The sequence below is a fragment of the Chamaesiphon polymorphus CCALA 037 genome (genome assembly GCF_003003845.1).
GTDB lineage: Bacteria > Cyanobacteriota > Cyanobacteriia > Cyanobacteriales > Chamaesiphonaceae > Chamaesiphon > Chamaesiphon polymorphus.
In genome coordinates, this window is the sequence record NZ_PVWO01000031.1 from 1 (window position 1) to 23,877 (window position 23,877).

Here is a 23,877-nt window from a genome sequence, read left to right on the forward strand (position 1 = left end):
GTCTTGATTTGCTGTCTTGTCTTGACGCGCTAATCCGTCGGGTTTCCCGACGAGCGCAAATCGCTATCCACTATTCACTATCCACTACCCTAAAACCTACTGACAGAGTTCGATCTTGTGTGATAAAATCGTAGGTTTGTGGCACCATCTCAAATATAGCTCAGAAAGCTTAGATAGAAATCAATATGGCAAAGCGCGTACAGTTAGTATTAACCCAAGATGTCCGTAAATTGGGCAAAAATGGCGATCTAGTAGAAGTAGCACCCGGTTATGCTCGGAACTACCTTCTTCCTCAAAAGATTGCTACCAACGTCACTCCAGGCATCCTCAAGCAAGCCGAAAAGCGTCGCGAAATCGAGCGGTTGCGCTTATTGGCACTCAAAGAAGTAGCCTTGACTCAAAAAGCCGCGATCGAAAAAGCTGGTAAATTCTCCATCGCCAAGCAAGTTGGTGAAAACGATGCCATCTTTGGTACTGTTACCACGGCTGAAGTTGCTGACGTTATTAAATCCGTCACTACCCAAGAAGTTGACAAACGCGACATCACCCTCCCCGATGTGGCTAAAATCGGCACCTATAGAGCCGAACTCAAGCTTCACCCCGAAGTCGTCGTCACCATCGAAATCGAAGTCGTCTCCAAGTAATTTTAGCTTTATATTACCGATCGACTCAGGCTGCACCCGCAGCCTATTTTTATATCTACGAATGTCTTTTTTGGTACAATAGTGCTAGTAAGGACGATCGAGATCTACCCGTTGCTAGTCAGATGGGCGGGTTTAGATCGGCTCTTTGGCTTCGTTCGAGCCAGTCGTATAAACCCGCCCCTACAAATCCTCAATGTCTGATACTCCCAACTTTCGATCGACAAGCCTAATTCCTCCCCAGAATATTGAAGTTGAAGAGGCCATTCTTGGAGGGATTTTACTCGATCCAGAAGCGATCGGACGAGTCGCCGAAAAACTCATTCCCGAAGCCTTTTATATCCCCACTCATACGGATATTTACAAAGCATGTTTAGCTCTTAATAGTCAAGGTAAACCAACGGATTTATTGACTGTTACCGATTGGCTGATCGACCAAAAAATGCTCGAAAAAATTGGTGGACAAGCCAAGCTAATCCAATTACTAGAGCGAACGGTAAGTGCGGTAAATATCGATTCGCTAGCCGTATTAGTGATGGATAAATATATCCGTCGCGAGTTGATTAAAGCTGGCACAGAAGTTACTCAGCTTGGTTTTGCGTCCGATCGACCATTAGAAATAGTTCTCGATGAATCGGAGCAACAAATTCTCAATTTAACCCAAGCTAGACCGAAACAAGGGTTAACACCGATCAAAGAAATTGTCGCCACTACTTATCAAGAAATTCAAGATCGTCACGACCAATTAATTCCACCAGGATTGACCAGCGATTTTAGCGATCTCGACGGAATGACTGGCGGTTTTCAGCGATCGGATCTCATCATTATTGCAGGTAGGCCGTCAATGGGAAAAACAGCGATAAGTTTGAATATTGCTTACAATATGGCAAAACTTCATCAACAGCCAGTATTAGTATTTAGTTTAGAAATGTCGAAGGATCAATTAGTCCAAAGATTGATTGCTAGTGAAGCTGGGGTAGATAGTAATCGATTGCGTGCGGGACGAATTAGTCCGAATGAATGGGACTCGGTATATAAAGCAGTCGATCGCATTTCCGAGTTACCAATTTTCATCGATGATAATGCCAGTATGATGGTGATGGAAATGCGTTCTCAGGCTCGGAAGTTGCAAGCCGAGAATGGTGGCAAATTAGGATTGATTATGATCGATTATCTCCAATTGATGGAAGGCGGCGGCGATAATCGCGTTCAAGAAATCTCAAAAATTACTAGAAGTTTGAAAGGATTGGCACGGGAATTACAAGTTCCATTAATTGCCTTATCGCAATTAAGTCGTAGTGTTGAAGCTAGAAATAATAAGCGTCCAATGATGTCAGATTTGAGAGAATCTGGGTGCTTAACTGGTGATACTCTAATTACGATGGCTGATACAGGTATTCAGATTCCGATTCGAGATTTAGTCGATCGAGCGAATTTTGCAGTCTGGGCACTAGATGAAGAGAATATGCAGCTTCAAAGAGCGATTGTCAGCAATGCTTTTGCCACAGGTGTCAAACCAGTTTGGAAATTGCAAACACAGTCAGGTAGAACGATTAAAGCAACTGCAAATCATAAATTCTTGACAATTCGTGGCTGGAAGAGATTAGATGAATTAGCCGTTGATGACAGATTAGCAGTACCTCGAAAAGATCCTACTCCCAATCGCAAGCAATCGATGAGTAATGCAGAAATTGCATTACTAGGCCATCTTATTGGTGATGGCTGTACTTTACCCCGACATAGCATTCAATACACCACCAGAGAAGCAGATTTAGCACACATAGTAGCAGACCTCGCAACAGAAATATTTGGAGATCGAATTATTCCGAGGATTCAGCAAGAGCGCGATTGGTATCAAGTATATCTCACCGCAGGATTTAAACTAACACACAACGTAAAAAATCCGATTACCGAATGGTTAGATAATTTGAAAGTGTTTGGTCTACGTTCTCATGAAAAATTTGTGCCAGATGCAATCTTTTCTCAGCCTCAAGCTGCTATATGTCTATTTTTACGTCATTTATGGAGCACAGATGGTTGTATATATATCAGAAGCGATCGAAGTACGACAGAGACATCTAAGACTAAGATCTATCCTGCTATCTACTATTCATCGAGTAGCAATAAATTAGCAGCTAACGTTCAATCTTTACTACTAAGATTAGAAATCAATGCAACTTTACGTGTAGTTCCTCAGATAGAAAAAGGAAGAGACCAATATCATGTATCTGTCAGTGGCAAAGATGATATGATAAGATTTATTAACTTAATTGGTGCAGTTGGCAATTACAAACAAAACTCGCTATCTCAAATTGATGACTATTTAAAGAATAGATCGGCAATTACTAATCGGGATGTCATTCCACATGATTTCTGGAGGATGTATGCTGTCCCAGCAATGCAAGTGGCTGGCATTACGACCAGAGAGTTTCAGGCACAATTAGGTAACAATTATTGTGGAACTAGTTTATACAAAACAAATCTCAGCCGAGAACGAGCAGCAAAGATAGCGATTATTACTAAGTCGCTCGAAATTGAAAATCTAGCAAACAGCGATATTTATTGGGATAAGATAGTTTCTATTACTCCCGATGGAGAATCAGATGTTTACGATCTGACTGTGCCACAATTTCACAATTTTGTTGCTAATAATATCATCGCGCATAATTCGATCGAACAAGACGCTGATTTAATTATCATGCTTTATCGCGATGCTTATTATAATCCAGATACACCCGATCGAGACATAACAGAACTAATTATTACCAAACATCGAAATGGCCCAACAGGTGTAGTGAAACTAGTTTTCGATCCAGGTTTAACTAAATTCAAGAATTTGGCTAGACCGATGAATTAATTAAGCAACGGAATCCTTTAATTTTAATCACTGACAAGCGGCCAATCCAGTGCATCTCTCATAAATAAAACTAATTTTAGATACTTACTATGAAAATCGTCTTCATTCGTAAATTGATGATGTTCGTAAAAAACTGTTTTGCCAGTGGACACATCTAAAATTTCCATATCGCATTCTCCAGATACCCAAACACTTACTCTGCCAATATGTTTTGTACTATCAAAATCTAGAACCATTGCAGAGTTATTAAGTAGGTGGGCTGAATTAAATGTAAGATAGATAAGTCGCAAAAAAGTCTCTGATGCCAGCACCTCTAAGAATTATTTTGACTCCAGAAGAAGACCTGACGCTTAGAGAGTTACGTCTGGCGCAAACAGTACCGCAGCGAACCCGTGACAGGGCACACATCTTGAGATTGAACGCTCAAGGTTGGAATACACCAGCAATTTCAGCAATGTTTGAGTGTCATCAACATACGGTCAGAAAGACCATCAGAAGGTGGGAAGAACAAGGACTCGGAGGGTTGTGGGAAGCTCCAGGTCGAGGCGCAAAACCAAGGTGTCAAGCCGAAGATCTCCAATACGTGAAGGAATTATTAGCACAAGAAACCCGAACGTACAACAGCACTCAGTTAGTCAAGAAGCTCAAGCAAGAGCGGAATATCGATCTCAGTAGTGACCGTTTACGGCGATTGCTTAAAAAAAAATTATCGCTGGAAACGCACCCGCACTAGTCACCGGAAAAAACAAAATTTAAGCCTCAAAGCTAGAAAGCAAGCAGATTTAGACACACTGAAAATGGCACAGCAAGAGGGGCTGATTGAATTGAAGTATCTAGATGAGGCAGGTTTTTGTCTAGTCGAGTCCAGTCAGCTATAGCTATTCTCCAGTCGGAGAGCAGAAACGGATGGAACAAACCGCTCGGCGATATGGAAATCGGATTAGCATTCTGGGTTTGTGGGAACCAGGGAAATCGTTTGAATATGCTCTGGCTCAAGGTGGCTTCAATGGCAACAGCTACATTAAAGTCATGGATTGGGTAGCGCTCAAAGCGTCCCAAACACTGGCAGAAACTGGACGTTTAACAGTTGTAGTTCAAGATAATGGCCGTTTACATAAAAGTCATCTTGTCCGTCAGCATTGGGCACGATGGCAAGAAAAAGGCTTATTAATTTTTTTCTTACCACCCTATTGTTCGGAAATGAATCCCATTGAAACTCAGTGGCACCAACTTAAAAGCCATGAAATCTCTGGACAGATGTTTGACAATGAATATGATTTAGCTAAGGCTGTGATGGCGGGGATGGAATCTCGAAGTGTCGCAGGCGAATATTCACTCGATCGTTTTACATTTAATTGCGCCTAGCTTCTTATTAGGATTGCCGTAATTTAAAGTATATTTAAGCCCGTGAATAGCAAAATGGGACTCTACACCACGGTGGAAGCGGTCGAATCCACGCTCTGAGATTAGTGCTTTGAGAGGGCTATCGTTCATTCTAAGTAGTAAGAAAAGTACTTTTATACAGCCGAATTATACTTAAATCTAAAATGTAAGGTGAAGATCGAGCAGTGAGCAAATTATTAACTATTCGCGGTAAAAATTTTGAGTGGGGTAGTCGTACATATATCATGGGAGTGTTGAATGTGACTCCCGATAGCTTTAGCGATGGGGGACGATTTGCGACGGTGGATGCCGCGATCGCGCAAGCAGTCCAGATGGTAAGCTCGGGTGTGGATATCATCGATATCGGTGGCGAGTCTGCCAAACCAGGTGCGACACCTGTGGATGAAGTAACCGAATTGGCGCGGGTAATTCCGGTAATCGAGAGGATTCGCCAACATCCCGATCTTCAGAGTATTCCCATTTCGATCGATACTACCAAAGCCAACGTCGCTCGATCGACAATTGCGGCTGGTGCGGATATTATTAATGATGTCTCTGGCGGTCAATTTGACGATCGCATGTTTGAGACAGTCGCACAACTGGTTGTACCCTATGTGATGATGCACATGCGCGGAACGCCTGCGACGATGCAACAGTTGACCGATTATGAGGATGTCGTCGGCGAGATTTTAGCCTTCTTTGAGACGCAAATCGATCGAGCTGTGAAGTCTGGGATCGATCGAGCTAAAATCATTCTCGATCCGGGGATTGGATTTGCCAAACAATATCAGCAGAGTATCGAAATCATTCGTCACTTGGATCGTTTCGATTGCCTGGATCTGCCGCTATTAGTCGGTGTATCGCGCAAAAGCTTCATCGGTAAGATTTTAGACCAACCCGACCCATCTCAACGCTTGTGGGGCACCTCAGCCGCCTGCTGTGCGGCAATTGCTAGGGGTGCAGATATCCTGCGCGTTCACGATGTGGCGGAAATGGTCGATGTCAGTCGGGTTGCAGATATCATGTTTAGACATTAGGATCGAGTAGCAATCGGTGCAAGCACTTGGCAGAAAATAATGAGAAAATAGATAAAGATTTAAAAGATCGATTGTTATGACCAATTCACCCGAATCAAACCGACCAGATCGAGATCTCAGGCAGAGAGTTCGCGAAATGGATTGGCGAATTCAACGTTTAGAAGCGACTCAGATGCCAGCCAAGAGTATCGATGAGGCTTTTGGACAAGTATATGATGAGCTTGACGAACTTCAAGATAAATCTGATGGCATCAGATCGGATATTGCTGTAATGAAGACAGATATCGCTAGACTTGAAGGGAAAATCGATAGTCTTGAAGGGAAAATCAACATTATTTTGCAGCATATTACGGGTTTAGGAAACTAAACTCTCGATTACCTCCGGTAGACTTCTCTTCTCTCCGAGACGCTGTACCTACGGCAGGCTGCGCCAACGCGAACGCCAAAGATGGCTCTCCATTCATCTAATCTTACTATCGATCGATTATCGGTTTTAAGTAACAGAAAGTTCAGTTTTAACTAGCACAAATTATCTTACGATAGATCGCCAAATAGTAATAAATAACAGTGCAGATTACATCATCTCTCGATAAGATATTGACTCCCACAGCAATTGCTCTAGGTAACTTTGACGGCATTCATCGGGGTCATCTAGAGGTGATTAAACCTGTTTTAGAAGCCAAAGATGCGGGTGTCTACAAAACCGTAGTGACTTTCGATCCGCATCCGCAGCAATATTTTACCGGACAACAACGGCAATTACTCACACCGCATCCAGAACGCGCCATCATTTTAGAAAGTTTGGGCGTGCAACAATTAGTTTTATTATCATTCGATCGCGAATTGGTAAAATTATCTCCACAGGAATTTGTCCAGCAGATCTTAAACGACAGGTTGCAAGCTAAATTTGTCAGTGTGGGTGAAGATTTTCGTTTTGGCAATCAACGTGCGGGTGCGGCGACAGATTTGGTAAAACTGACAGCAGATATCGGCATCTGTACGCGAATTGCACCATTAGAAACAGATGGCGATAGTCGGATCAGTAGTTCGCGGATTCGTGCGGCGTTATTAGCGGCGGATTTGGAACTGACTCAACAGCTATTAGGCCGATATTACTCGATCGTCGGCACGGTCATCAACGGTCAAGAAATCGGTCGATCGATCGGCTTTCCAACTGCTAATCTTAAATATCCTCCAGAAAAATTTCTCCCGCGTCAGGGTGTTTATTGCGTGCGGGTAGATACCGCCACAGCTACCCAATTACCTGGCGTAATGAATATCGGTAAACGTCCGACGGTAAACGGCGTCAATACTACCGTAGAAGTGCATCTCCTCGACTGGGACGGCAATCTCTACGGACAGCAACTGACAGTTTATTTGCATCACTTCTTACGTTCGGAGCAAAAATTTCCCGATCTGGCAGCACTTACCAAGCAAATTCAAGCCGATTGCGACGCGGCGAGAAAGTTTTTTCAAATGTAAAAATTGGGCTGCTGTATGTGGACAAATATCTGCACAAAAATATCCCTCGACCATACATGTAGAGTAGTCGGGGGATATTGGCCGAGCAAATCGAGTTAAATGATGCCCAAGCGAGTTAAGCCTAGAGTAGCACCGACGCCGATCGCTTGTCCGAACGCAGCACCACCGATTATTTGTGCCGCAGAGAAGCTTCCCACCATGGGGCCAGCTTTTTTAGCGACGCCTGCTGCTAGGATACCGAGTACGGTACAAACGCTCATGACGATCGCGACTGTGGGCGACCACTCTTGGCTTCTGGGGCCGATAGCAGCAAGCAATAACGTAGCATTTAACATGATTTACTCCTAGAATTAGATATCTATCTAACAGTTTAAAGTATTGTATCTACATTAAATGATAAATTTTAGTAACAAACTAGTAATTAGTGTACCAATAATGTTGAGTATCTAAGCTTCAATGAAGTCGATCGCGGTTAAATTATCCCTAAATTAGTTAACCCAAGTACTAATCCAACCCCCAGAATATGTCCGAAACTCATTGCCACAATTAATTTGGATAAATTAAAATTTGCAAACAGATCGGCTTTGCCAGCAGTTAAACTAGGATTATTAGCAGGATCGATTGTCCCAGGTCGAGCAGTGAGACTGAATCTCCACTCAGCAATGACGATGGCGAATAAGTTAGCTGCAACCATTAGAATTGCAGTATTAAATCCCCAAGGTTCGGTATGAGGAATTGCCGCAATGATTAAGTTATTTAACAAAAAGTGGCACTCCTAATCTGAAAACCAAGACAGTAAAGATCGACTAATCGGTATTTTAAACTAGCAATTTGTTCTGATTTTTAGCAAATGTTGGCGCAAATTGACACATTTCTTGATATTTGGAGAGCTAATGCGGATTAAAATTTGTGGAATCACCACGATCGACCAAGGAATCGCGATCGCACAGATGGGTGCGACAGATTTGGGGTTTATTTGCGTTCCGAGTTCCCCCCGATATCTGAACTTGACTCAATTGGCAGCGATTGTGTCCCCGCTAAATAGTGCGGCGAATACGGTTGGCGTGTTTGCCGATTTTTCGGTTGCGACGATCGCTCACGTTGTAGCACTGACAAATCTAGCTACAGTTCAACTACATGGTACCGAGTCGATCGAATTTTGCCAAGAATTGCGCCAAGCTTTACCAGAGACGGAAATTATCAAAGCATGGCGCATTCGCAGCAATAGCGATCTCGAACTCATCCAAACTTACGCTCGAGTCGTCGATGGGTTGCTGCTAGATGCTTACCATCCCGACGCGCTCGGCGGAACGGGACAAACATTGGATTGGCAACAGTTGTCAGATTTTGCACCACCGATTCCATGGCTGTTAGCTGGCGGGTTGACTCCCGATAATATCGATACGGCATTGAGCCAACTGCACCCCGATGGGATCGATCTATCTAGCGGGGTAGAAGTCTCTCCCGGTAGGAAAAATTTAGATTTAGTCGATCGATTATTTGCCAATTTGCAGAGTAGATTAGGCTAAAATAAATACTCGAGCATTTGTAGTGACGAGCGATCCGGTGCAGCCACTACGTCGAGACGTAACCACTACATCATCACAATCTGCATTGGTTTTAGTCACAGATCGAGATTTTAGGAGTTAAAAGGAGATCGAATGGACAGTAATAAAACAATCGATGCAGGTACTTCAGAACAAAGCCTGCGCCAACAAATATCATCAGTCGATCTCGATAATTTACGAGCTGAAAGTCTAGCTAGTATCGATCGATTGGCCGCCGATTTTAATAAAAATTTGCAAAATGATATTCGAGAAATTCAAGAACGTGTGAATAAGTCGTTTAGACAATTTTTGTTAGATCGAGAGCAAGAACGAATGCCTTTTTTACAGCGGGTGATGACTTCTCATATCGAAAATATGGAAGACGAACGCGGATTTCCTCCTCGGCATCCAGTTCATTGGTTTAAATCGAAGCTAGAATTTAGTTCTACGGGTATTTTAGAATTTGATTTTAAAAAAGATGCTGAGGTCTTTATCGAATCATCACTAGCACACATCGAAACTGAAATTAAAGAGCAATTAATAACTAAACAAAAAGCCACGCTCGATACTGTAGATCGGAGTATTGTCGCTTTGCAGCAAGATATTAGCGATCGGATTCAACCGCTAGCGAAGTCTCGGAAAATTATTAGTACTGAATATGTAAATAGCTTTATCCAAACACAGGGATTGAGCTTAAAAGCTGTCGATCGATTTTATTTTGTCAGCATGGGTGCGAGATTTAATTCCAAACAGGAATTACTGTATAGTGAAGTATGCGTGCGACCGACAGGGCTATTCGATCGCAGTAAAGATAGCGATAAACCTACTCAATTAAAGTATGCAATTTCTTGCGATCGCTTGCTAGATATTGTCAATGAATCGATCGCGCGATCGCTCGACCAAATTCAACAGCAAACACAAACATATTTGACTGGTGAATTAGTACCACAGGTGGAAAGATTATTTGCAGACATCGGAGCCTAATTAGGCTTTAGGTTTTAGGTTTTAGGGATAGTGGACGCTTGCTTTCCATCACCCATCCAACCATCTACTCATCCACCCATCCACTCGTAACTCCCAGTCTAGATATAATTGTTGATAAGCTAGTTAATTATCGATCGATTCAGAGGGTATCCTAGTGAGAGATGTTTTTTCTCAGCAATGACCATACTTTGCCCTAACGGACACGACAACCCTGACACCAACCGATTTTGTCAATCGTGCGGTACTCAGATCGTTACCCCTGTCAATACTGCCATGACAGCCGGGATCGTTCTGGGCAATCGCTATCGGATTACCAAAGAAATCGGGCAGGGTGGTTTTGGGCGTACCTACCAGTGTGAAGACATCAATCGATTTAACGAACTGTGCGTTCTCAAAGAATTTGCACCTCAAGTACAGGGCACGGCTTTTCTTACCAAAGCGCAGGAATTGTTCGAGCGCGAAGGCGGGGTGATGTATCGACTCCAGCATCCTCAAATCCCGATGTTTCGAGAAATGTTTCGCGAAAATCGCGGCGGTGTAGGACAGTTATTTTTAGTTCAAGATTATGTTGCTGGTAATAATTATCAACAACTCCTCCGCCAAAAGCGCAAACAGGGGACAACCTTTACCGAAGCCGAAATGACCGATTTTCTGACACAGATTTTGCCTGTGATCGGTTATATTCACTCACTCGGTGTAATTCATCGCGATATTTCTCCCGATAATTTGATTAAACGAGACAGCGATGGATTGCCAGTATTGATCGATTTTGGCGGAGTCAAGCAAGTTGCCGTCACCGTGGCGACGCAATACATGTCTGGTGCTAACCACGTCGAAAATAATAATAGCTACGTCCCCACCCGCTTGGGAAAAGTCGGCTACGCTCCTAACGAGCAAATCCAGCGCGGAGTCGTTTCGCCTCACAGCGACTTATACGCACTCGCGGCGACGACATTGGTGTTATTGACAGGCAAAGAACCATCAGATCTGATCGATCCGCAAAATTTCACCTGGAACTGGCGCGAGTATATCAGCCTCAGTCCCAAATTAGCATCTGTTCTCGATCGAATGGTTCAATTACGTCCTAACGATCGCTTTGCATCGGCTCAGGATGTTCTCACAGCCTTGCAATATCCAGAATTACCACTTTCACCAATCCCACCATTACCACCACCTCCACAGCCCTTACAGCCTCCAGCAGGCAGCAATCCTCAAATCCCACCGACAGTCGTTACTGGTACCAAAAAAACACAAGTTGCCACGCCGATTCCGCCCACAGTTGTGACGGCCACCAAAGCAGAACAATCGAGCGGTTCCAATCCTGGAGCGAAGAACTCATCGCTACTGACGATCGTCGGTAAAACGTGGATGTTTATTGCTGCGGTGGTCGGGGCGATCGCCTTGGGCTGGCTGGTTGCGAGTCTTAGTTCCAAGTTCCGTCCATCATTTAATTCGCCAAATCGATCGACATTACTACCATATGCACCAAGTCAGATTCACCATTCTGGTGAGCTTACAGTGACTTTGTTGGATTCGAGTACGAACGGCTAGGAGGAAATGCAGAATTATGACAAAATAGTACGCTAAGGCTGAAAGCCCTCTCCTGCATGGCTTATAATTAACCATCTGTTCCCCCCTCTAACGTCGAACTCATGTAGATTGAGATCCAGCTTATCGAGAGATCGTGACACTTTCGGCATCTCCCTTGGCGACTTTTGGCTCCTTCAACAGCAAGGCGCACAAGCACGCAACAACCATCCCCGTTACCCCGATGATTTGGAAAAAAGCATTATTTCCAGCCACAGTTTGTGGCAATAAGCTGTAAGTCATCGCATATAGTACCGATCCCACACTGCCGTAAGCACTAATATTGCCAGCAATCTGTCCCGTCACCCGCCGTTCGATTAGCGGCGCGATCCCGAAGGTTGCCCCTGCACCTGCAAACACAAAAAAAGCACAAAACATCGTCAGCAAAATCGCCCAGGGTAAACCCATACTAGGGTTAATTTTACTCATCATCAAATAGCTTAGTCCAACACCACCGATCGTCAATGTCAGTGCCCATTTTCGGCTACCGCTCTTGTCAGATATTAAACCACCTGCCGGACGTGCTACTAAGTTCATTAGCGGATAAGTTGCGGCTACCAAGCTCGCGATTTGACGACCGAGATTAAATGTCTCTTCAAAGTACTCTGGCAACATCGAAACTACTGCTAATTCCGAGCCAAAACTGACAGCATAGGCTAGTTCGAGGATAAATAATTGGCCGATCTGATAACGATCTTTGGCTGGATAGATTGTTTGACCTAAAATAACTTCCCGATTGATTTCAAATGTATGATAAGTTTGTAGAAAAAATAATCCCACTAAAAATAGCCAAATTTGATACATAGTATGGGGTGTCAGGAAGTTTACTAACTGTAATCGCCACGCGATCGAGCCTAGTACCAAAAATAGCGGTAGATTCGTCAATGTTAATACCCAAAAACTAGCGCGTGAAGTTACTTCCATCCCCCCACGATCGGAACGCTGATATCTTTTCCCTGGTGGCGTGTTTTGGACATTTAGATAAAACAACACCCCAAATCCCAGCGATATCAACCCAGATAAGGCGATCGCCAATCGCCAATTCTCAAAGCCAGCATTCGCTAGTGCGACTATTGGCAAAAATGCTTGTGAGGCAAACGAGCCAAAGTTGCCCCACCCCCCATAAATCCCCTGTGCTAGTCCAATGTCATCTGACTCGAACCAGTCGCCAACTAGCCGCACCCCAACGACAAAGCCCGCGCCGACAATACCCATCGCTAGGCGGCTGAGAACGAGCTGACTAAAGTTTTGCGCGCCAGCAAACGCCCAGCAGGGCAAAGCTGCATAAATTAAGATTGCCGAAAATGTCACACGCGGCCCCAATCTGTCGAGGATCGTGCCAATGATAATCCGCGCGGGAATCGTCAATGCTAGGTTACACAAACTAATCGTTCGCGATTGGGCGATCGTCAGATGTAACTCTTCCCGAATTACTGTCACAAATGGGGCGTAGTTAAACCACACCACAAATGTTAGGAAAAAAGCAACCCAAGCATAGTTCAAGATTCGATACCGATCGCGAAATGACAACAACCCTCGCAGCATTCTAAAATATCTCTAAAAATAACTAACCGATCGCCAGTCAACCGCGATCGGGTCTTTTTTCGATTGAGTCAGACCGATCTATTGACTGCGATCTTCGATCTAGGATTACCAATTTCAACAATCAATCGACACTAAGTTAACTTATAGATTCGATCGAGTTGGGCAAATGGTATCAGCCGTAACAATCGATCTCTAATTCTGAATCGATCGCATTAAAACAATGCAATACTTACATGCTAAATTTAATGGCAACTCAGGATTACCGCCGTAGTTGCGATCGAACAGAGAATATCGCATCAACCCGCCAACTGTGGAAAATATTTAGTCTCGATCGATGCTTATTTACTGGACAAGTGCCAACGAATTAACCAAAGACCGATAATTTTCTGTAATTTTTAGGAAAACTCGAATATTGACGATAAAATAGTAGTATTAAATACAGAATTTTCGTTATAAAGTTCCAAGCTATGAACATTAAGCACTTAACGCCAATTTTAGTTGGCATGATGCTATCTGGAGGAATCATCACTTCTGCCGTCGCACAGCCCGCTACCCCATCAAGTCAAAACGCCCAAGTAGAGCATCTCACCTGTGTCCGCGATCCCCAGGGCTTGATGTGTAATGTCGATGAGTCATCGAGCGTCAAAAGTACAGAGCGAGTGACTATCCATAAAAATAGCTCCACCCCAGCAGTAGTTACTACCGAGCAATTAGCACAGGCATCAGATTTGTTGCTCGGCATCATCTATTTAGGCTTGCCAAGCGCACTAATACTGGCGATCGTCCGTTACGATCGCCGTGCAGCTAAACACACTCAACTAGTCGCGCAGTTAGAACGGATTTGGGAAAACCCACACGCATAATCGATCGAGAAAAGTGGCATCACTAGAAATTGATTTGGTATCTTAACAAACAGAAATATTTTTAAAAGTACTATTGTAAAAAAAGCAAGCCATTTCATTTATTAATTGCATAAAGCAGATGCAACTAATGGATGAGGTGGCAAATTTTGTAGCTTTAGGGACAAAATGGCGAAAAGAATGCCCGTAATCTTGATTTGTGTGGTTGCCCAAAATTTTAAATAAATTATGGGTCGAGATCGTCGAAATATTCGGATCGAATTAGATAGGAAAAGATCGGCTTTAATTGACTTTTGTGTGAAACAAAGGTTGAATTTGCAGCATTTTAAAATCTTAGGAGAAATTGAATTAATGGCTGGTATTTGGTCGTTTAGTGGGCGATATCGGATTTTACACTTCACTTGGTTTGCCTTTTTTCTGACATTTGTTGTTTGGTTCAATTTTGCCCCATTTGCAACACTGGTAAAAACAGAAATGGGTTTATCAGAAGCACAAATGCGAACTTTAGCAATTTGCAATGTTGCCCTGACAATTCCGGCACGGATTATTGTCGGGATGGTTTTGGATCGGTTTGGGCCGCGCATTACTTACTCATGCTTGCTGATTTATGCGGCTTTGCCCTGTCTGGCTTTTGCAACGGCGCAGAACTTCACCCAGTTGGTATACAGCCGATTGGCTCTGAGTATCGTCGGCTGTGGCTTTGTAATCGGGATTCGGATGGTGGCGGAGTGGTTCAACTCCAAAGAAATCGGTCTAGCTGAAGGGATCTATGGCGGCTGGGGCAACTTCGGTTCTTCTGGTGCGGCTTTTACACTGCCTACAATTGCTGCGGCGACAGCATTTATGGTCGGCGGTCAACTTAACTGGAGACTGGCAATCGCGCTGACCGGAATCGTTACAGCCATGTATGGAGTTGTCTATTTCTTCAATGTTTCGGATACGCCACCTGGAAAGGTCTATCAGCGTCCGCCCAGTAGTGCGGGAATGGAAGTCACCAGCAAACGCGATTTTTGGTTTATGCTAGCGATGAACGTGCCGCTAGTAGCCGCTCTGGGCTTGATTGCATGGCGGTTGACCAAGGTGAAGTTACTTAACGATGCGACTTTTGGAATCATTTGTGTGTTGCTAGTTGGACTGTATTTATTCCAGGCATACAACGCTTACAAAGCCAACCAGCCACTGATGACAGGTAGAAAAGTCTATGAGGCAACCGATCGATATCGGTTCTCTCAGGTGGCGAACTTGAATTTAGCGTATGTTGCTTGCTTCGGTTCGGAATTGGCGGTGGTATCGATGTTACCGTCGTTCTTTGAGCGTGGTTACGGTTTGGCGGCAGGGGTCGCGGGGGCTGTAGCAGTACCTATGCCTTTATGAATATTCCGGCTCGTCCCGGTGGTGGTTGGATCTCGGACAAGGTGGGCAGCCGCAAGTGGACGATGGTATTTACGCTGGTAGGTACTGGAGCTGGCTATTTAATCTTTGCTAGTTTGGGTCAGGGTGTACCTTTGGCGATCGTGGTTGCCGTGACAATGCTGGCATCCTTCTTTGTCATGGCAGCAGAGGGCGCAACTTTTGGGATCGTCCCGTTGGTGAAAAGTCGCGTGACTGGGCAGATTGCGGGAAATGTTGGGGCTTACGGGAATTTGGGGGCAGTGGTATATCTGACGGTTTACAGTCTGTTGCCCCAAGGTGTTGAAAGCGATCGAATCTTCTTCCAAATGTTGGGTGTAGTGGCACTGATGGTGGCTTTTCTCAATGCCTTCTTCTTGAAGGAGCCGACAGGTTCTCATGATGGAGAACATGAAGAAGCCCCAATTCTAGTTACATCTAACGCCGATCGACAGTATCGCCCTTAGAGGATGTTGGGAAAGAATCGGGTAGCACTTGCAAACTCTACAAAATTCTTTCTAACTCTCCTGAAAGAGAATCCAAGAATCGTAGGTTGGGTTGAGCCTCGAAACCCAACACACTCACAGATTACCTCCGGTAGGCTTCGCCAACGATTGTGTGGATGTTGGGTTGAGCTATGCTCAACCCAACCTACAGATCTTCCCTGAAAGATGAAACCTGTCGTAGTCCTTTTACCCCACCCCAGCCCTCCCCTTGTAAAGGGGAGGGAGTAAGATCTAAACCGGGGGGTAAATCCTCAAATACATTCCATTCGCCATTTTCGACGCGGCGGTATTTCCAGTCTAAACCAGCTTCGTCGATCGCTTGCGCCCAGGCACCGTAGGCTTTTTCCAGACTTTCCCACCAGGCATCCATGCCCGCGCCGAGTTCCCAGGCACGACGGATGACGGGGGCGAGGGATCGATCTCCGCGTCCGACGAAATCTTCCATTGCTGAGATCCGCATGTCGGTATAGTTGACCTTAACGCCGCGCAGATCTCGAAATTCTTCTTTGAGTAACCGTTGTTTGCGGGCGAATTCGGTAGTCGAAACCGAATGCCATTGAAAAGGGGTGTGGGGTTTGGGGGTGAAATTGGAAATGGTGATATTAAAGTTCAGGAACCGTTTGCCCTTCGCCCAACATTCTCGTTTGAGCCAGCGCACGGTTTCGGCAATCCCAACGACATCGACATCGGTTTCACCAGGTAAACCGATCATAAAGTAGAGTTTGATCTTATCCCAACCCTGCTCGAAGCCTGTCTTCACGCCGCGCAGCAATTCTTCATTTGTCAAACCTTTGTTAATAATATCCCGCAGGCGTTGAGTACCCGCTTCGGGTGCGAAAGTTAAACCACCTTGTCGCGTACCGCCGATAATATTGGCAATATTTTCATCGAATCTGTCTACCCGCTGACTGGGGAGCGTGAGCGAGATATTTTCATCCTTGAGCCGATTCTTGATTTCTAAGCCGACTGCGGGAAGGGCAAGATAATCGGAGCAACTGAGGGAGAGGAGTGAGAATTCATCATAACCCGTCGATCGCATTCCAGATTCGATCGCATTAATTACCGCTTCTGGCTCTACATCCCGTGCGGGGCGAGTCAACATTCCGGGCTGGCAAAAGCGACAGCCACGGGTACAGCCACGGCGAATTTCGATAGTTAGTCGATCGTGTACGGTTTCGACGTAAGGAACTAACCCGATCGAGTATGCTGGAATCGGGGTAGCTACCCGTCGGAGGATGCGTTCGGGTACGTCGGGATGATTTGGCTTCACACTCCCATCGGGATACGAGTCGTAAAACTGGGGCACATATACGCCCGGAACCTGAGCCAGATCCAATAACAAATCGCGCCGACTCAGCCCTGCATTTTTGCCATCTTCAACGACTAACCCAATTTCGGGTAATAATTCTTCCCCATCTCCCAAGGCGATAAAGTCAAAGAAATCCGCATAAGGTTCGGGATTGGATGTCGCCGTTTGTCCACCTGCAAAAATTAGTGGATAATTACCCGCCTCACGTTCGCGCCACGTCAGGGGAATTCCCGCCAGAGTCAACATTTCTAAGATATTCGTCGCGCCCAATTCATAGCTGAGACTAAAACCGAGGATATCAAATTCAGCGAGGGACTTCTGCGACTCCACCCCAAATAATGGTGTCTGCGTATCGCGTAATTTCTGGGCTAAATCTGCTGCGGGAAGATATGCTCGATCGCACAATTGGCGTGGCTGGGCGTTGATAATACTGTAGAGAATAATATGCCCCAGATTGCTCGCCCCAACTTCGTAGATCTCTGGATATGTCAGTGCCCAGCGAACCGTCGCACTCTCCCACGGTTTATGCACCGCTCCGAGTTCGTTACCGAGGTAACGCGCTGGTTTGAGAATTTCAGGAGTAATGAGACTATCTACTGCAACTGCCACAATATTGGCTCCTATGCTATGGGATCGAATGGGGACATTTCGGATCTCTATGATAGCGTCTAACCAACAAGCCAGAGACATGGAGCGGCTCGATCGATTGTCTGTAAAATGGATATTACTTTGTCCGCCCACCCCAACTAATGACCGATTCCCAGCAACAGGCGAGAGAAATACTGGATCGATTAGTATTCACAAATTTCGATCTATGCCTAGAGATCGATAGAGCCTTTAATAAGTTGCCCCGTGCTCCTGGTATTTATGCCATTCGGCATCGAACGGATGGACTTTTATATTTGGGAAAGACAAACGATCTGAGTACCAGGTTCAACGGGGGACACAAGGCATTTACCTGGGCATGGCTCGATCTTTACGCCCCCAGTGATGTGAGGATTGCCATTGAAAGACTCGATCGATGGGGAAAACCAGGGTTATTATTGGAATTAGAGGCAATCCTGCTCAGAGCTACCGAACCGCCTTATAACGTTAAGATTCCAATGGAGCGTTAAACCTATGCAATCGAAGACTTTAGAACAACTTACACCTGCTGCGGCTCAAACTATCCTAGCAAATTTGCCAGAACGAATTAGAGCGGCATTTATCGAACGTGCTGCTGAAATTAACTTTCCAGTTGAAGCAGTAGTAGAGATGGCTTTAGCTGGATATTTGGATAGTGAATCGATCGGATTTGTAGATTGTAAACCAAATCGGGGTCAGGATTGAGAATGGATAAATTAGAGTTGTATCGATCGATAGTTACCGAGATATTAACTAAATATTCTCAGTACAAACCCAGCTATGGACAAGTAGAGATCGAACAGATTTTCGATCGAGAGCACGATCGATATCAATTACTAGCGATCGGTTGGAATCAACAAAAAAGAATATACGGCACAACAATTCATCTAGATATCCAGAATGAGAAAATCTGGATTTAACAAAATACAACCGAATTCGATCTAGCTAGCGACTTAGTAGAGATGGGAGTACCCAAGCAGGATATTGTCGTTGGGTTTCATACTCCAAAAATGCGCCAATTAACAGGTTTTGGAGTAGGGTAAACCTGTCTATATAATGAGCCTATTTTGTTACCGAGGGAACGAGCGGGTTTGAGGATTTCAGGAGTAATGAGACTATCTACTTCAACTGCCACGATCTTGCCTCTAGTTCTGTTTGTTTGGGCGATTATCTATCGTAGCGCGGATCTGGTGATGTGGGATTGGATGGGGTTCGATTGATTGTAATTAGTTGATGGCAATGAGTTTCGAGATTACTTTACTAAATATATTTATCATTAAGTATTTGTCTATGAGGTTTAACCCATATGGTTGAATTCTCTCTACGAATGGTATAGTTACCATGGTTTATGTAAATATTCTGTAAATCGTTTATGAGTTTTGATTATATTGTATTCCTCTTGCCATCAATTCCATTTTTCCTTGCTATGTATATACTGATTAGAAAAGGCGACATCAAGTATGTAGCAGTAGGTTTGGCAGTCGCAATTTTCTTGACATTGCAACAGATGGTTGTATGGGAAATGGGAATGTCAAAGGCTTTATATAGAATTGATTCAAATCTATTTAAAATACAATTAGAAGCGATAAAAAATGGAGGGAAAATTAAATATTAGTTTGTCTTTAAATCGATAGAATATATCTACCACAGGCTACGGTCTGAGTTCAGTAATCTCGATTTACTAGTGGGGATGATGGGTTTGGCGTAAGTTTTTGGTTCGATTCTCTTACGAGAGGCTACGCCAACGAGATTAAATTGAATAAACCAGCCCCTACAGATTGATGATGATCTATCGTTTTTCTGTGATATTAGATCGAACTTATTCTAGGGTTTGTAGGGGCAGGTTTATGCTAGGGATATCGAATTATACAGGTTGATTTCGATCGAACCCGCCCGTCATCTCTAGATATGTTCGATCGATCCGAATTGTGGATTGTAGATTCGATAAGGGTTGGGAATTGAAGACTCGATTACCTACGGGACACTTTGCGATCGATACTAAACAAACGAAAATGATTTAGGCTCTGGTAATGGTTGGTTATTGTCTTGCATAACTTCAATCAAACCATCAAGAGCTTCCTGTCCATTTTGAGCGGCTTCTTGATAAGTACGACCGTGAGTAACAAATTTTTGCCAAGGAAATTCAGGGAGATGAACTAGATAAAGGTTATCTTCCTCCGACCATTGAATGACCATTGTATATTTACGATTCATCGTTGGATTCATTTAACTACCATTTTACCGTATCGTACATAAACCCACCTGTCATCTATAGCTATTGTCGCTTGATTTGGGATTGTGGATTGTGGATTCGATCGAGATTGGGGATAGGATTTGGGGACTCGATTCTTTTTCAGAGAGGCTACGCCAACGGCTAGTGACGAAATTAGCGGAGGATATCCCTGTTAGCTATAATTGAGAAATATCGATGCCTACTGATGAGCAAGCACAGGCTTGTCTGAGAGTCTGCAAAATGTTATCTAATGGATACCAGCCGATCTATTTATTTCGGTACAGCCAAAACGCTAGAAGAATATATATCCTAGCTGGCATGACGGAAAGTATCCAGGTTGTTATTCCTGAGAATGGTCAATGGAGGTTTATAGATGATGCAGTCTGATTTTAGCAATATGACCGATCGCGAGTTAAAGGATTATGCTTTAGCCCATCGAGAAAATGATGCAGTTTTTGAAGAGCTAATTAAAAGAGTTGAAATGAAGGCTAAATCTCATTCCTATCCTGAAACTGAAGAAGGCTTAATCGCAAAGGAAAAAGCCTTTATGCAAAGCATCAGCAAAAGTCGTGCATAAATAAGCGGAAATCGATCTCGAATATCGATCGATTTCCGCTTATTTTATTTTAATCTCGACGGCGAAGCGAACCATTGATAATTGAACACACTCGACATCTCTAGATATTTTCGGTCTACCTATTGAAAATAGACTCAAAATTTAAATTTTATCGTCGTCTAATTTAATAGTGAATGTTAAATATTTTGGGTTCTGGATCTACATCATGCGAAATCTCAGTCAGATTAAAAATTACCCAGCACCAGGGCGCATGTTTTGCTTTATTCTGTTGCTGGCTTTATTATGGTTGCCTGGATTGGCACTCATATATTTAGTGATGGGTAGCACCCAAAATCTAGAAGATCCGGGTACCAAGAATTTGCTCTCGATTTTGACGATGGGATTGCTCGCGATCGAGTTTATCGCATTATTACCCTGGTGGGGACGCAAAGTTTACGAGCATCCGAATTTATACGCCCGTTATGGATTGATCTTTACGCGCCAGAATGGATTATTATTACTCAAAGGATTGGCGATCGGGGCTGGTTTTGCTTTTGCATTATTTATTACTCAAGGGTTGCTCGGTTGGTTGACATGGCAATCCCCGCGATTATCGATCTGGCAATTAGCATTAGAAGGTTCGGCAACTGCATTGGGTGTTGGTTTGGCAGAAGAGTTATTTTTTCGGGGCTGGATGTTGGATGAATTGGAGCGAGATTATGCTCCTAAAATTGCTTTAATTATCGACGCTGGTTTATTTGCGCTCTTACATTTTCTCAAACCGATTCCAGTTCTAATAGCCTCTTTACCGCAGTTTCCAGGATTATTTTTGCTCGGTACTGTCGTAATTATTGCCAAACGACATCATCGCAATTTATTAGGTATTTCGATCGGTCTTCATGCCGGGATGGTGTGGGCTTATTATATTGTCAATGTCGGGAATATGGTTAAATATTCCGGTCGAGTTTCGGACTGGATTACTGGGATAAATGGCAATCCGATCTCAGGGTTGCTGGGATTGATTTTCCTAGGGGCTTTAGCTATTTTAATGTCGAGTACATCGAAGACAGTCGATCGATCTAATACCTAAAAATACAAAAAGTCAAGTCCCAGAAGTCTGGTATCCATATTTACCCACTTCTATAGTTGTTTTGTTCTATAATCGATGAATTCGGCACTGTCGATGCAACGCGAACAAATTCTCAAATCGTCATTATGATTAAGCTTTACCAATTTGCTCCTGCTTTTGGGCTACCCAATGCCAGCAGCTTTTGCCTCAAGTTGGAAACGTACTTGCGAATGGTAGAACTCCCGTTTGAGTCAATCTACGGGATCGAGATGGGTAAAGCACCCAAAGGCAAGATGCCTTATATCGTCGATGGAGATCGAACGATCGGCGATTCTAATTTCATTATCGATTATCTCAAGCAGACTTATGGCGATCGATTAGATGCACATCTTACCCCATCGGAGCGAGCGATTTCCCTAGCGATGCGTCGTCTGATTGAAGAAAATCTCTATTGGGTAATGGTACACAACCGCTGGATCGAACCTGCGAATTGGGAAATCACCAAGGAGGTATTTTTTAAAGATTTACCGCCGATAATTAAATCGATCGTGCCCAATCTGGCGCAAAAGGACACTCGGAAGAAGCTCGAATGTCATGGTATGGGCAAACATACTAGCGAAGAAATTTATGCGATCGGGATTGCGGATCTGCACGCACTGTCTGACTTTCTGAGCGACAAGCCGTTTTTCTTGGGTAACGAACCAACTTCGCTAGATGCTTCTGCTTATGGGATATTGGCAAATATTTTGGGATCTCCATTCGATTCGCCATTAAAAGCTCGGGCGCAACAATTAAATAATATCGTGGCATATCGCGATCGAGTTCGCGATCGCTATTATCCACCTGCTACTGTTGCGTAATGTCCGCCTAAACGGAATACTTGGACTAGAGTAAATAATATCTATTGTCGCGAATTAAATAGATATTATTTACTTGCTATTATCTAAGTAAAGATCGATATGTCTATTAATATAAATTAAAATTGCTGCTACAACTAGCTAGGCTCAAACGACACTATTTATTATTCTCGATCGCGCCAATCTTATTATGGCTGGCGATCGAACTCATCGCGCGGATCTGTGCGGAGATGTTGTGGTTTGAGGAAGTTGGCTATTTGCCGATGTACTTGCTGCGGCTGACAACGCAAGGATTGTTGGGGATTGGCATTTTTAGCCTGACGGTAGTTTATTTACTGGGCAATTTAGCGGTAGCTCAGAGGCTGAAATATTCTCTACCTGACTCACAGCTAGATCGCTTGCAAGCCGATCGAAATCGACAAGAGATCGATTCACAATCTCGGCGTAGTTCGGGTGCTTTGAACTTGCGCTGGCTGCTGCCTATATCCATAATTTTAAGTCTGCTCGTCGGGATAATTTTGACTCATTATTGGCAAGTGAGCGCGAGTCAATGGCAGGTAGATCCCAATTTGCCCGATATTACACCGCCTGCACCTCGGTTATTTCGGCTCGAAGCGATCTGGCAGATTGTCAAGCAGTCGATCTCTTCTGGAAAGATGGCACTAGGCGCGGGGTTATTGACGATCGCGATCCTTGTCTATCCGCGCTGGTTGCTACGATCGATCGCGCCGATCTTGAGTTTAGCGATCGCTTGGGTGGTTTCGCAACAATGGATGCGGGTGTTACCTTTGTTTCAGGCTACGGCTTTCGGGCACACAGATCCGATGTTCGATCGCGATATTAGCTTCTATATCTTCGGTTTGCCAGTGGCGGAACTGGTGGAATTTTGGTTGATGGGGATGTGCTTATATGGTTTTATTGCCGTCCTGTTGACGTATTTATTATCTGGCGATAGTCTCAGTCAGGGGAAGTTTCCCGGCTTTTCGCGCGCTCAACAACGCCATCTGTATGGATTGGGTGGTGGCGTGATGCTAGTTGTCAGCTTTAACTATTTATTGAGCTGCTATGAGTTGTTGTATTCCCCGCGCGGTGTGTCGTTTGGGGCGAGTTATACCGATATAAGTGTCTTGCTACCAGCCCAGACAGCATTGAGTATCTTATCACTAGCGATCGGGGGATATTTACTCTGGCGATCGATTTATATTTCGCGCCAAGTGCCAAATCGATTGTTACGGTGGGCGGCGATCTTGTATCTAACAATCGAGATCGGCACTACCACGATCCTACCCGCGATCGTCCAAACTTTGGTCGTCCAACCGAACGAACTAGCACGCGAATCACCATACATTAAACGCACGATCGCGTTGACACGTCAAGCTTTTGGGCTAGATAAGATCGCGGTAAATAAGTT

Annotated in this window: 22 protein-coding genes and 4 pseudogenes; 20 read left to right on the forward strand and 6 right to left on the reverse strand. The window is 44.2% G+C overall.

Annotated elements, in window-relative coordinates:
* Nucleotides 1-185: 185 nt before the first annotated feature.
* The gene (gene rplI, locus C7B77_RS04255; RefSeq protein WP_106300649.1) at nt 186-644 is read left to right on the forward strand and encodes a 50S ribosomal protein L9; all 459 of its coding nucleotides are present in this window, start codon (nt 186-188) and stop codon (nt 642-644) included.
* A gap of 193 nt (nt 645-837) precedes the next feature.
* Nucleotides 838-3,498, forward strand: a complete 2,661-nt coding sequence (locus tag C7B77_RS04260; protein WP_106300651.1) for a replicative DNA helicase — start codon at nt 838-840, stop codon at nt 3,496-3,498.
* A gap of 23 nt (nt 3,499-3,521) precedes the next feature.
* On the opposite strand, the gene C7B77_RS04265 is transcribed toward C7B77_RS04260, so the two are convergent.
* Nucleotides 3,522-3,809, reverse strand: a complete 288-nt coding sequence (locus C7B77_RS04265) for an immunity protein TriTu family protein (RefSeq protein ID WP_146138179.1) — start codon at nt 3,807-3,809, stop codon at nt 3,522-3,524.
* Here C7B77_RS04265 and C7B77_RS04270 point away from each other — a divergent pair.
* The 4 genes and pseudogenes from C7B77_RS04270 to C7B77_RS04285 all read left to right on the forward strand — a co-directional run bounded on the left by C7B77_RS04270 (nt 3,800) and on the right by C7B77_RS04285 (nt 7,400).
* Nucleotides 3,800-4,863: pseudogene (locus C7B77_RS04270) on the forward strand (IS630 family transposase). The gene C7B77_RS04265 and the pseudogene C7B77_RS04270 sit on opposite strands and share 10 nt — an antisense overlap.
* Before the next feature lie 203 nt (nt 4,864-5,066).
* A complete protein-coding gene (gene folP / locus C7B77_RS04275; RefSeq protein WP_106300655.1) occupies nt 5,067-5,918 on the forward strand; it encodes a dihydropteroate synthase in 852 nt (283 codons plus the stop codon).
* A 76-nt stretch (nt 5,919-5,994) separates the two neighbouring features.
* Nucleotides 5,995-6,285, forward strand: a complete 291-nt coding sequence (locus C7B77_RS04280; protein WP_106300657.1) for a hypothetical protein — start codon at nt 5,995-5,997, stop codon at nt 6,283-6,285.
* A 200-nt stretch (nt 6,286-6,485) separates the two neighbouring features.
* Nucleotides 6,486-7,400, forward strand: a complete 915-nt coding sequence (locus tag C7B77_RS04285; RefSeq protein ID WP_106300659.1) for a bifunctional riboflavin kinase/FAD synthetase — start codon at nt 6,486-6,488, stop codon at nt 7,398-7,400.
* 95 nt (nt 7,401-7,495) lie between these two features.
* On the opposite strand, the gene C7B77_RS04290 is transcribed toward C7B77_RS04285, so the two are convergent.
* Together C7B77_RS04290 and C7B77_RS04295 are read right to left on the reverse strand one after the other, a co-directional pair.
* The gene (locus C7B77_RS04290) at nt 7,496-7,735 is read right to left on the reverse strand and encodes a photosystem I reaction center subunit PsaK (RefSeq protein WP_106300661.1); all 240 of its coding nucleotides are present in this window, start codon (nt 7,733-7,735) and stop codon (nt 7,496-7,498) included.
* A gap of 137 nt (nt 7,736-7,872) precedes the next feature.
* Nucleotides 7,873-8,163, reverse strand: coding sequence for a photosystem I reaction center subunit PsaK (locus C7B77_RS04295; RefSeq protein ID WP_106300663.1), 291 nt, complete (start codon nt 8,161-8,163; stop codon nt 7,873-7,875).
* 130 nt (nt 8,164-8,293) lie between these two features.
* Here C7B77_RS04295 and C7B77_RS04300 point away from each other — a divergent pair, with 130 nt between their 5' ends.
* The 3 genes from C7B77_RS04300 (at nt 8,294) to C7B77_RS31330 (ending at nt 11,482) form a co-directional block, all read left to right on the forward strand.
* On the forward strand, nt 8,294-8,929 hold the full coding sequence (locus C7B77_RS04300; RefSeq protein WP_106300665.1) for a phosphoribosylanthranilate isomerase: 636 nt from the start codon (nt 8,294-8,296) through the stop codon (nt 8,927-8,929).
* Between the two features lie 132 nt (nt 8,930-9,061).
* Entirely contained in the window at nt 9,062-9,931 is an 870-nt protein-coding gene (locus C7B77_RS04305) for a hypothetical protein (protein WP_106300667.1), read from the forward strand.
* A 177-nt stretch (nt 9,932-10,108) separates the two neighbouring features.
* A complete protein-coding gene (locus tag C7B77_RS31330; protein ID WP_106300669.1) occupies nt 10,109-11,482 on the forward strand; it encodes a serine/threonine-protein kinase in 1,374 nt (457 codons plus the stop codon).
* Nucleotides 11,483-11,602: 120 nt separating this feature from the next.
* Here C7B77_RS31330 and C7B77_RS04315 read toward each other — a convergent pair whose 3' ends face one another.
* The gene (locus C7B77_RS04315) at nt 11,603-13,021 is read right to left on the reverse strand and encodes an MFS transporter (RefSeq protein WP_245894045.1); all 1,419 of its coding nucleotides are present in this window, start codon (nt 13,019-13,021) and stop codon (nt 11,603-11,605) included.
* 509 nt (nt 13,022-13,530) lie between these two features.
* On the opposite strand from C7B77_RS04315, the gene C7B77_RS04320 reads away from it, so the two are divergent.
* Nucleotides 13,531-13,926, forward strand: coding sequence for a hypothetical protein (locus tag C7B77_RS04320; RefSeq protein WP_106300673.1), 396 nt, complete (start codon nt 13,531-13,533; stop codon nt 13,924-13,926).
* A gap of 348 nt (nt 13,927-14,274) precedes the next feature.
* Nucleotides 14,275-15,779: pseudogene (locus C7B77_RS04325) on the forward strand (NarK family nitrate/nitrite MFS transporter).
* 289 nt (nt 15,780-16,068) lie between these two features.
* Here the strand turns inward: C7B77_RS04325 and C7B77_RS04330 are convergent.
* Nucleotides 16,069-17,736, reverse strand: a pseudogene (locus C7B77_RS04330) (TIGR03960 family B12-binding radical SAM protein); the annotation flags it as partial.
* Nucleotides 17,737-17,876: 140 nt separating this feature from the next.
* Between C7B77_RS04330 and C7B77_RS04335 the strand changes: the two are divergent.
* The 4 genes and pseudogenes from C7B77_RS04335 (at nt 17,877) to C7B77_RS04350 (ending at nt 19,366) form a co-directional block, all read left to right on the forward strand.
* Entirely contained in the window at nt 17,877-18,242 is a 366-nt protein-coding gene (locus tag C7B77_RS04335; RefSeq protein ID WP_106300675.1) for a GIY-YIG nuclease family protein, read from the forward strand.
* 4 nt (nt 18,243-18,246) lie between these two features.
* Nucleotides 18,247-18,456: a hypothetical protein gene (locus C7B77_RS04340; protein WP_106300677.1), complete on the forward strand. Its 210-nt coding sequence runs from the start codon at nt 18,247-18,249 to the stop codon at nt 18,454-18,456.
* A gap of 2 nt (nt 18,457-18,458) precedes the next feature.
* A pseudogene (locus C7B77_RS04345) lies at nt 18,459-18,794 on the forward strand (element excision factor XisI family protein).
* A 329-nt stretch (nt 18,795-19,123) separates the two neighbouring features.
* Entirely contained in the window at nt 19,124-19,366 is a 243-nt protein-coding gene (locus C7B77_RS04350; protein WP_106300679.1) for a hypothetical protein, read from the forward strand.
* Nucleotides 19,367-19,749: 383 nt separating this feature from the next.
* Here the strand turns inward: C7B77_RS04350 and C7B77_RS04355 are convergent, their stop codons facing one another.
* Entirely contained in the window at nt 19,750-19,965 is a 216-nt protein-coding gene (locus C7B77_RS04355) for a type II toxin-antitoxin system HicB family antitoxin (RefSeq protein ID WP_106300687.1), read from the reverse strand.
* 214 nt (nt 19,966-20,179) lie between these two features.
* On the opposite strand from C7B77_RS04355, the gene C7B77_RS04360 reads away from it, so the two are divergent.
* From C7B77_RS04360 to C7B77_RS04380, 5 genes are all read left to right on the forward strand, one after another.
* Entirely contained in the window at nt 20,180-20,371 is a 192-nt protein-coding gene (locus C7B77_RS04360) for a DUF6888 family protein (protein WP_106300681.1), read from the forward strand.
* Nucleotides 20,358-20,561 (forward strand): DUF6887 family protein, encoded by a 204-nt coding sequence (locus C7B77_RS04365; protein ID WP_146138180.1) that lies wholly within the window; start codon nt 20,358-20,360, stop codon nt 20,559-20,561. The genes C7B77_RS04360 and C7B77_RS04365 overlap by 14 nt, the downstream gene beginning before the upstream one ends.
* 205 nt (nt 20,562-20,766) lie before the next feature.
* The gene (locus C7B77_RS04370) at nt 20,767-21,630 is read left to right on the forward strand and encodes a CPBP family intramembrane glutamic endopeptidase (RefSeq protein WP_106300685.1); all 864 of its coding nucleotides are present in this window, start codon (nt 20,767-20,769) and stop codon (nt 21,628-21,630) included.
* Nucleotides 21,631-21,755: 125 nt separating this feature from the next.
* On the forward strand, nt 21,756-22,469 hold the full coding sequence (locus C7B77_RS04375; RefSeq protein ID WP_245894047.1) for a glutathione S-transferase family protein: 714 nt from the start codon (nt 21,756-21,758) through the stop codon (nt 22,467-22,469).
* A 122-nt stretch (nt 22,470-22,591) separates the two neighbouring features.
* A partial coding sequence (locus C7B77_RS04380; RefSeq protein ID WP_245894048.1) for a UPF0182 family protein occupies nt 22,592-23,877 on the forward strand: 1,286 nt, incomplete at its 3' end.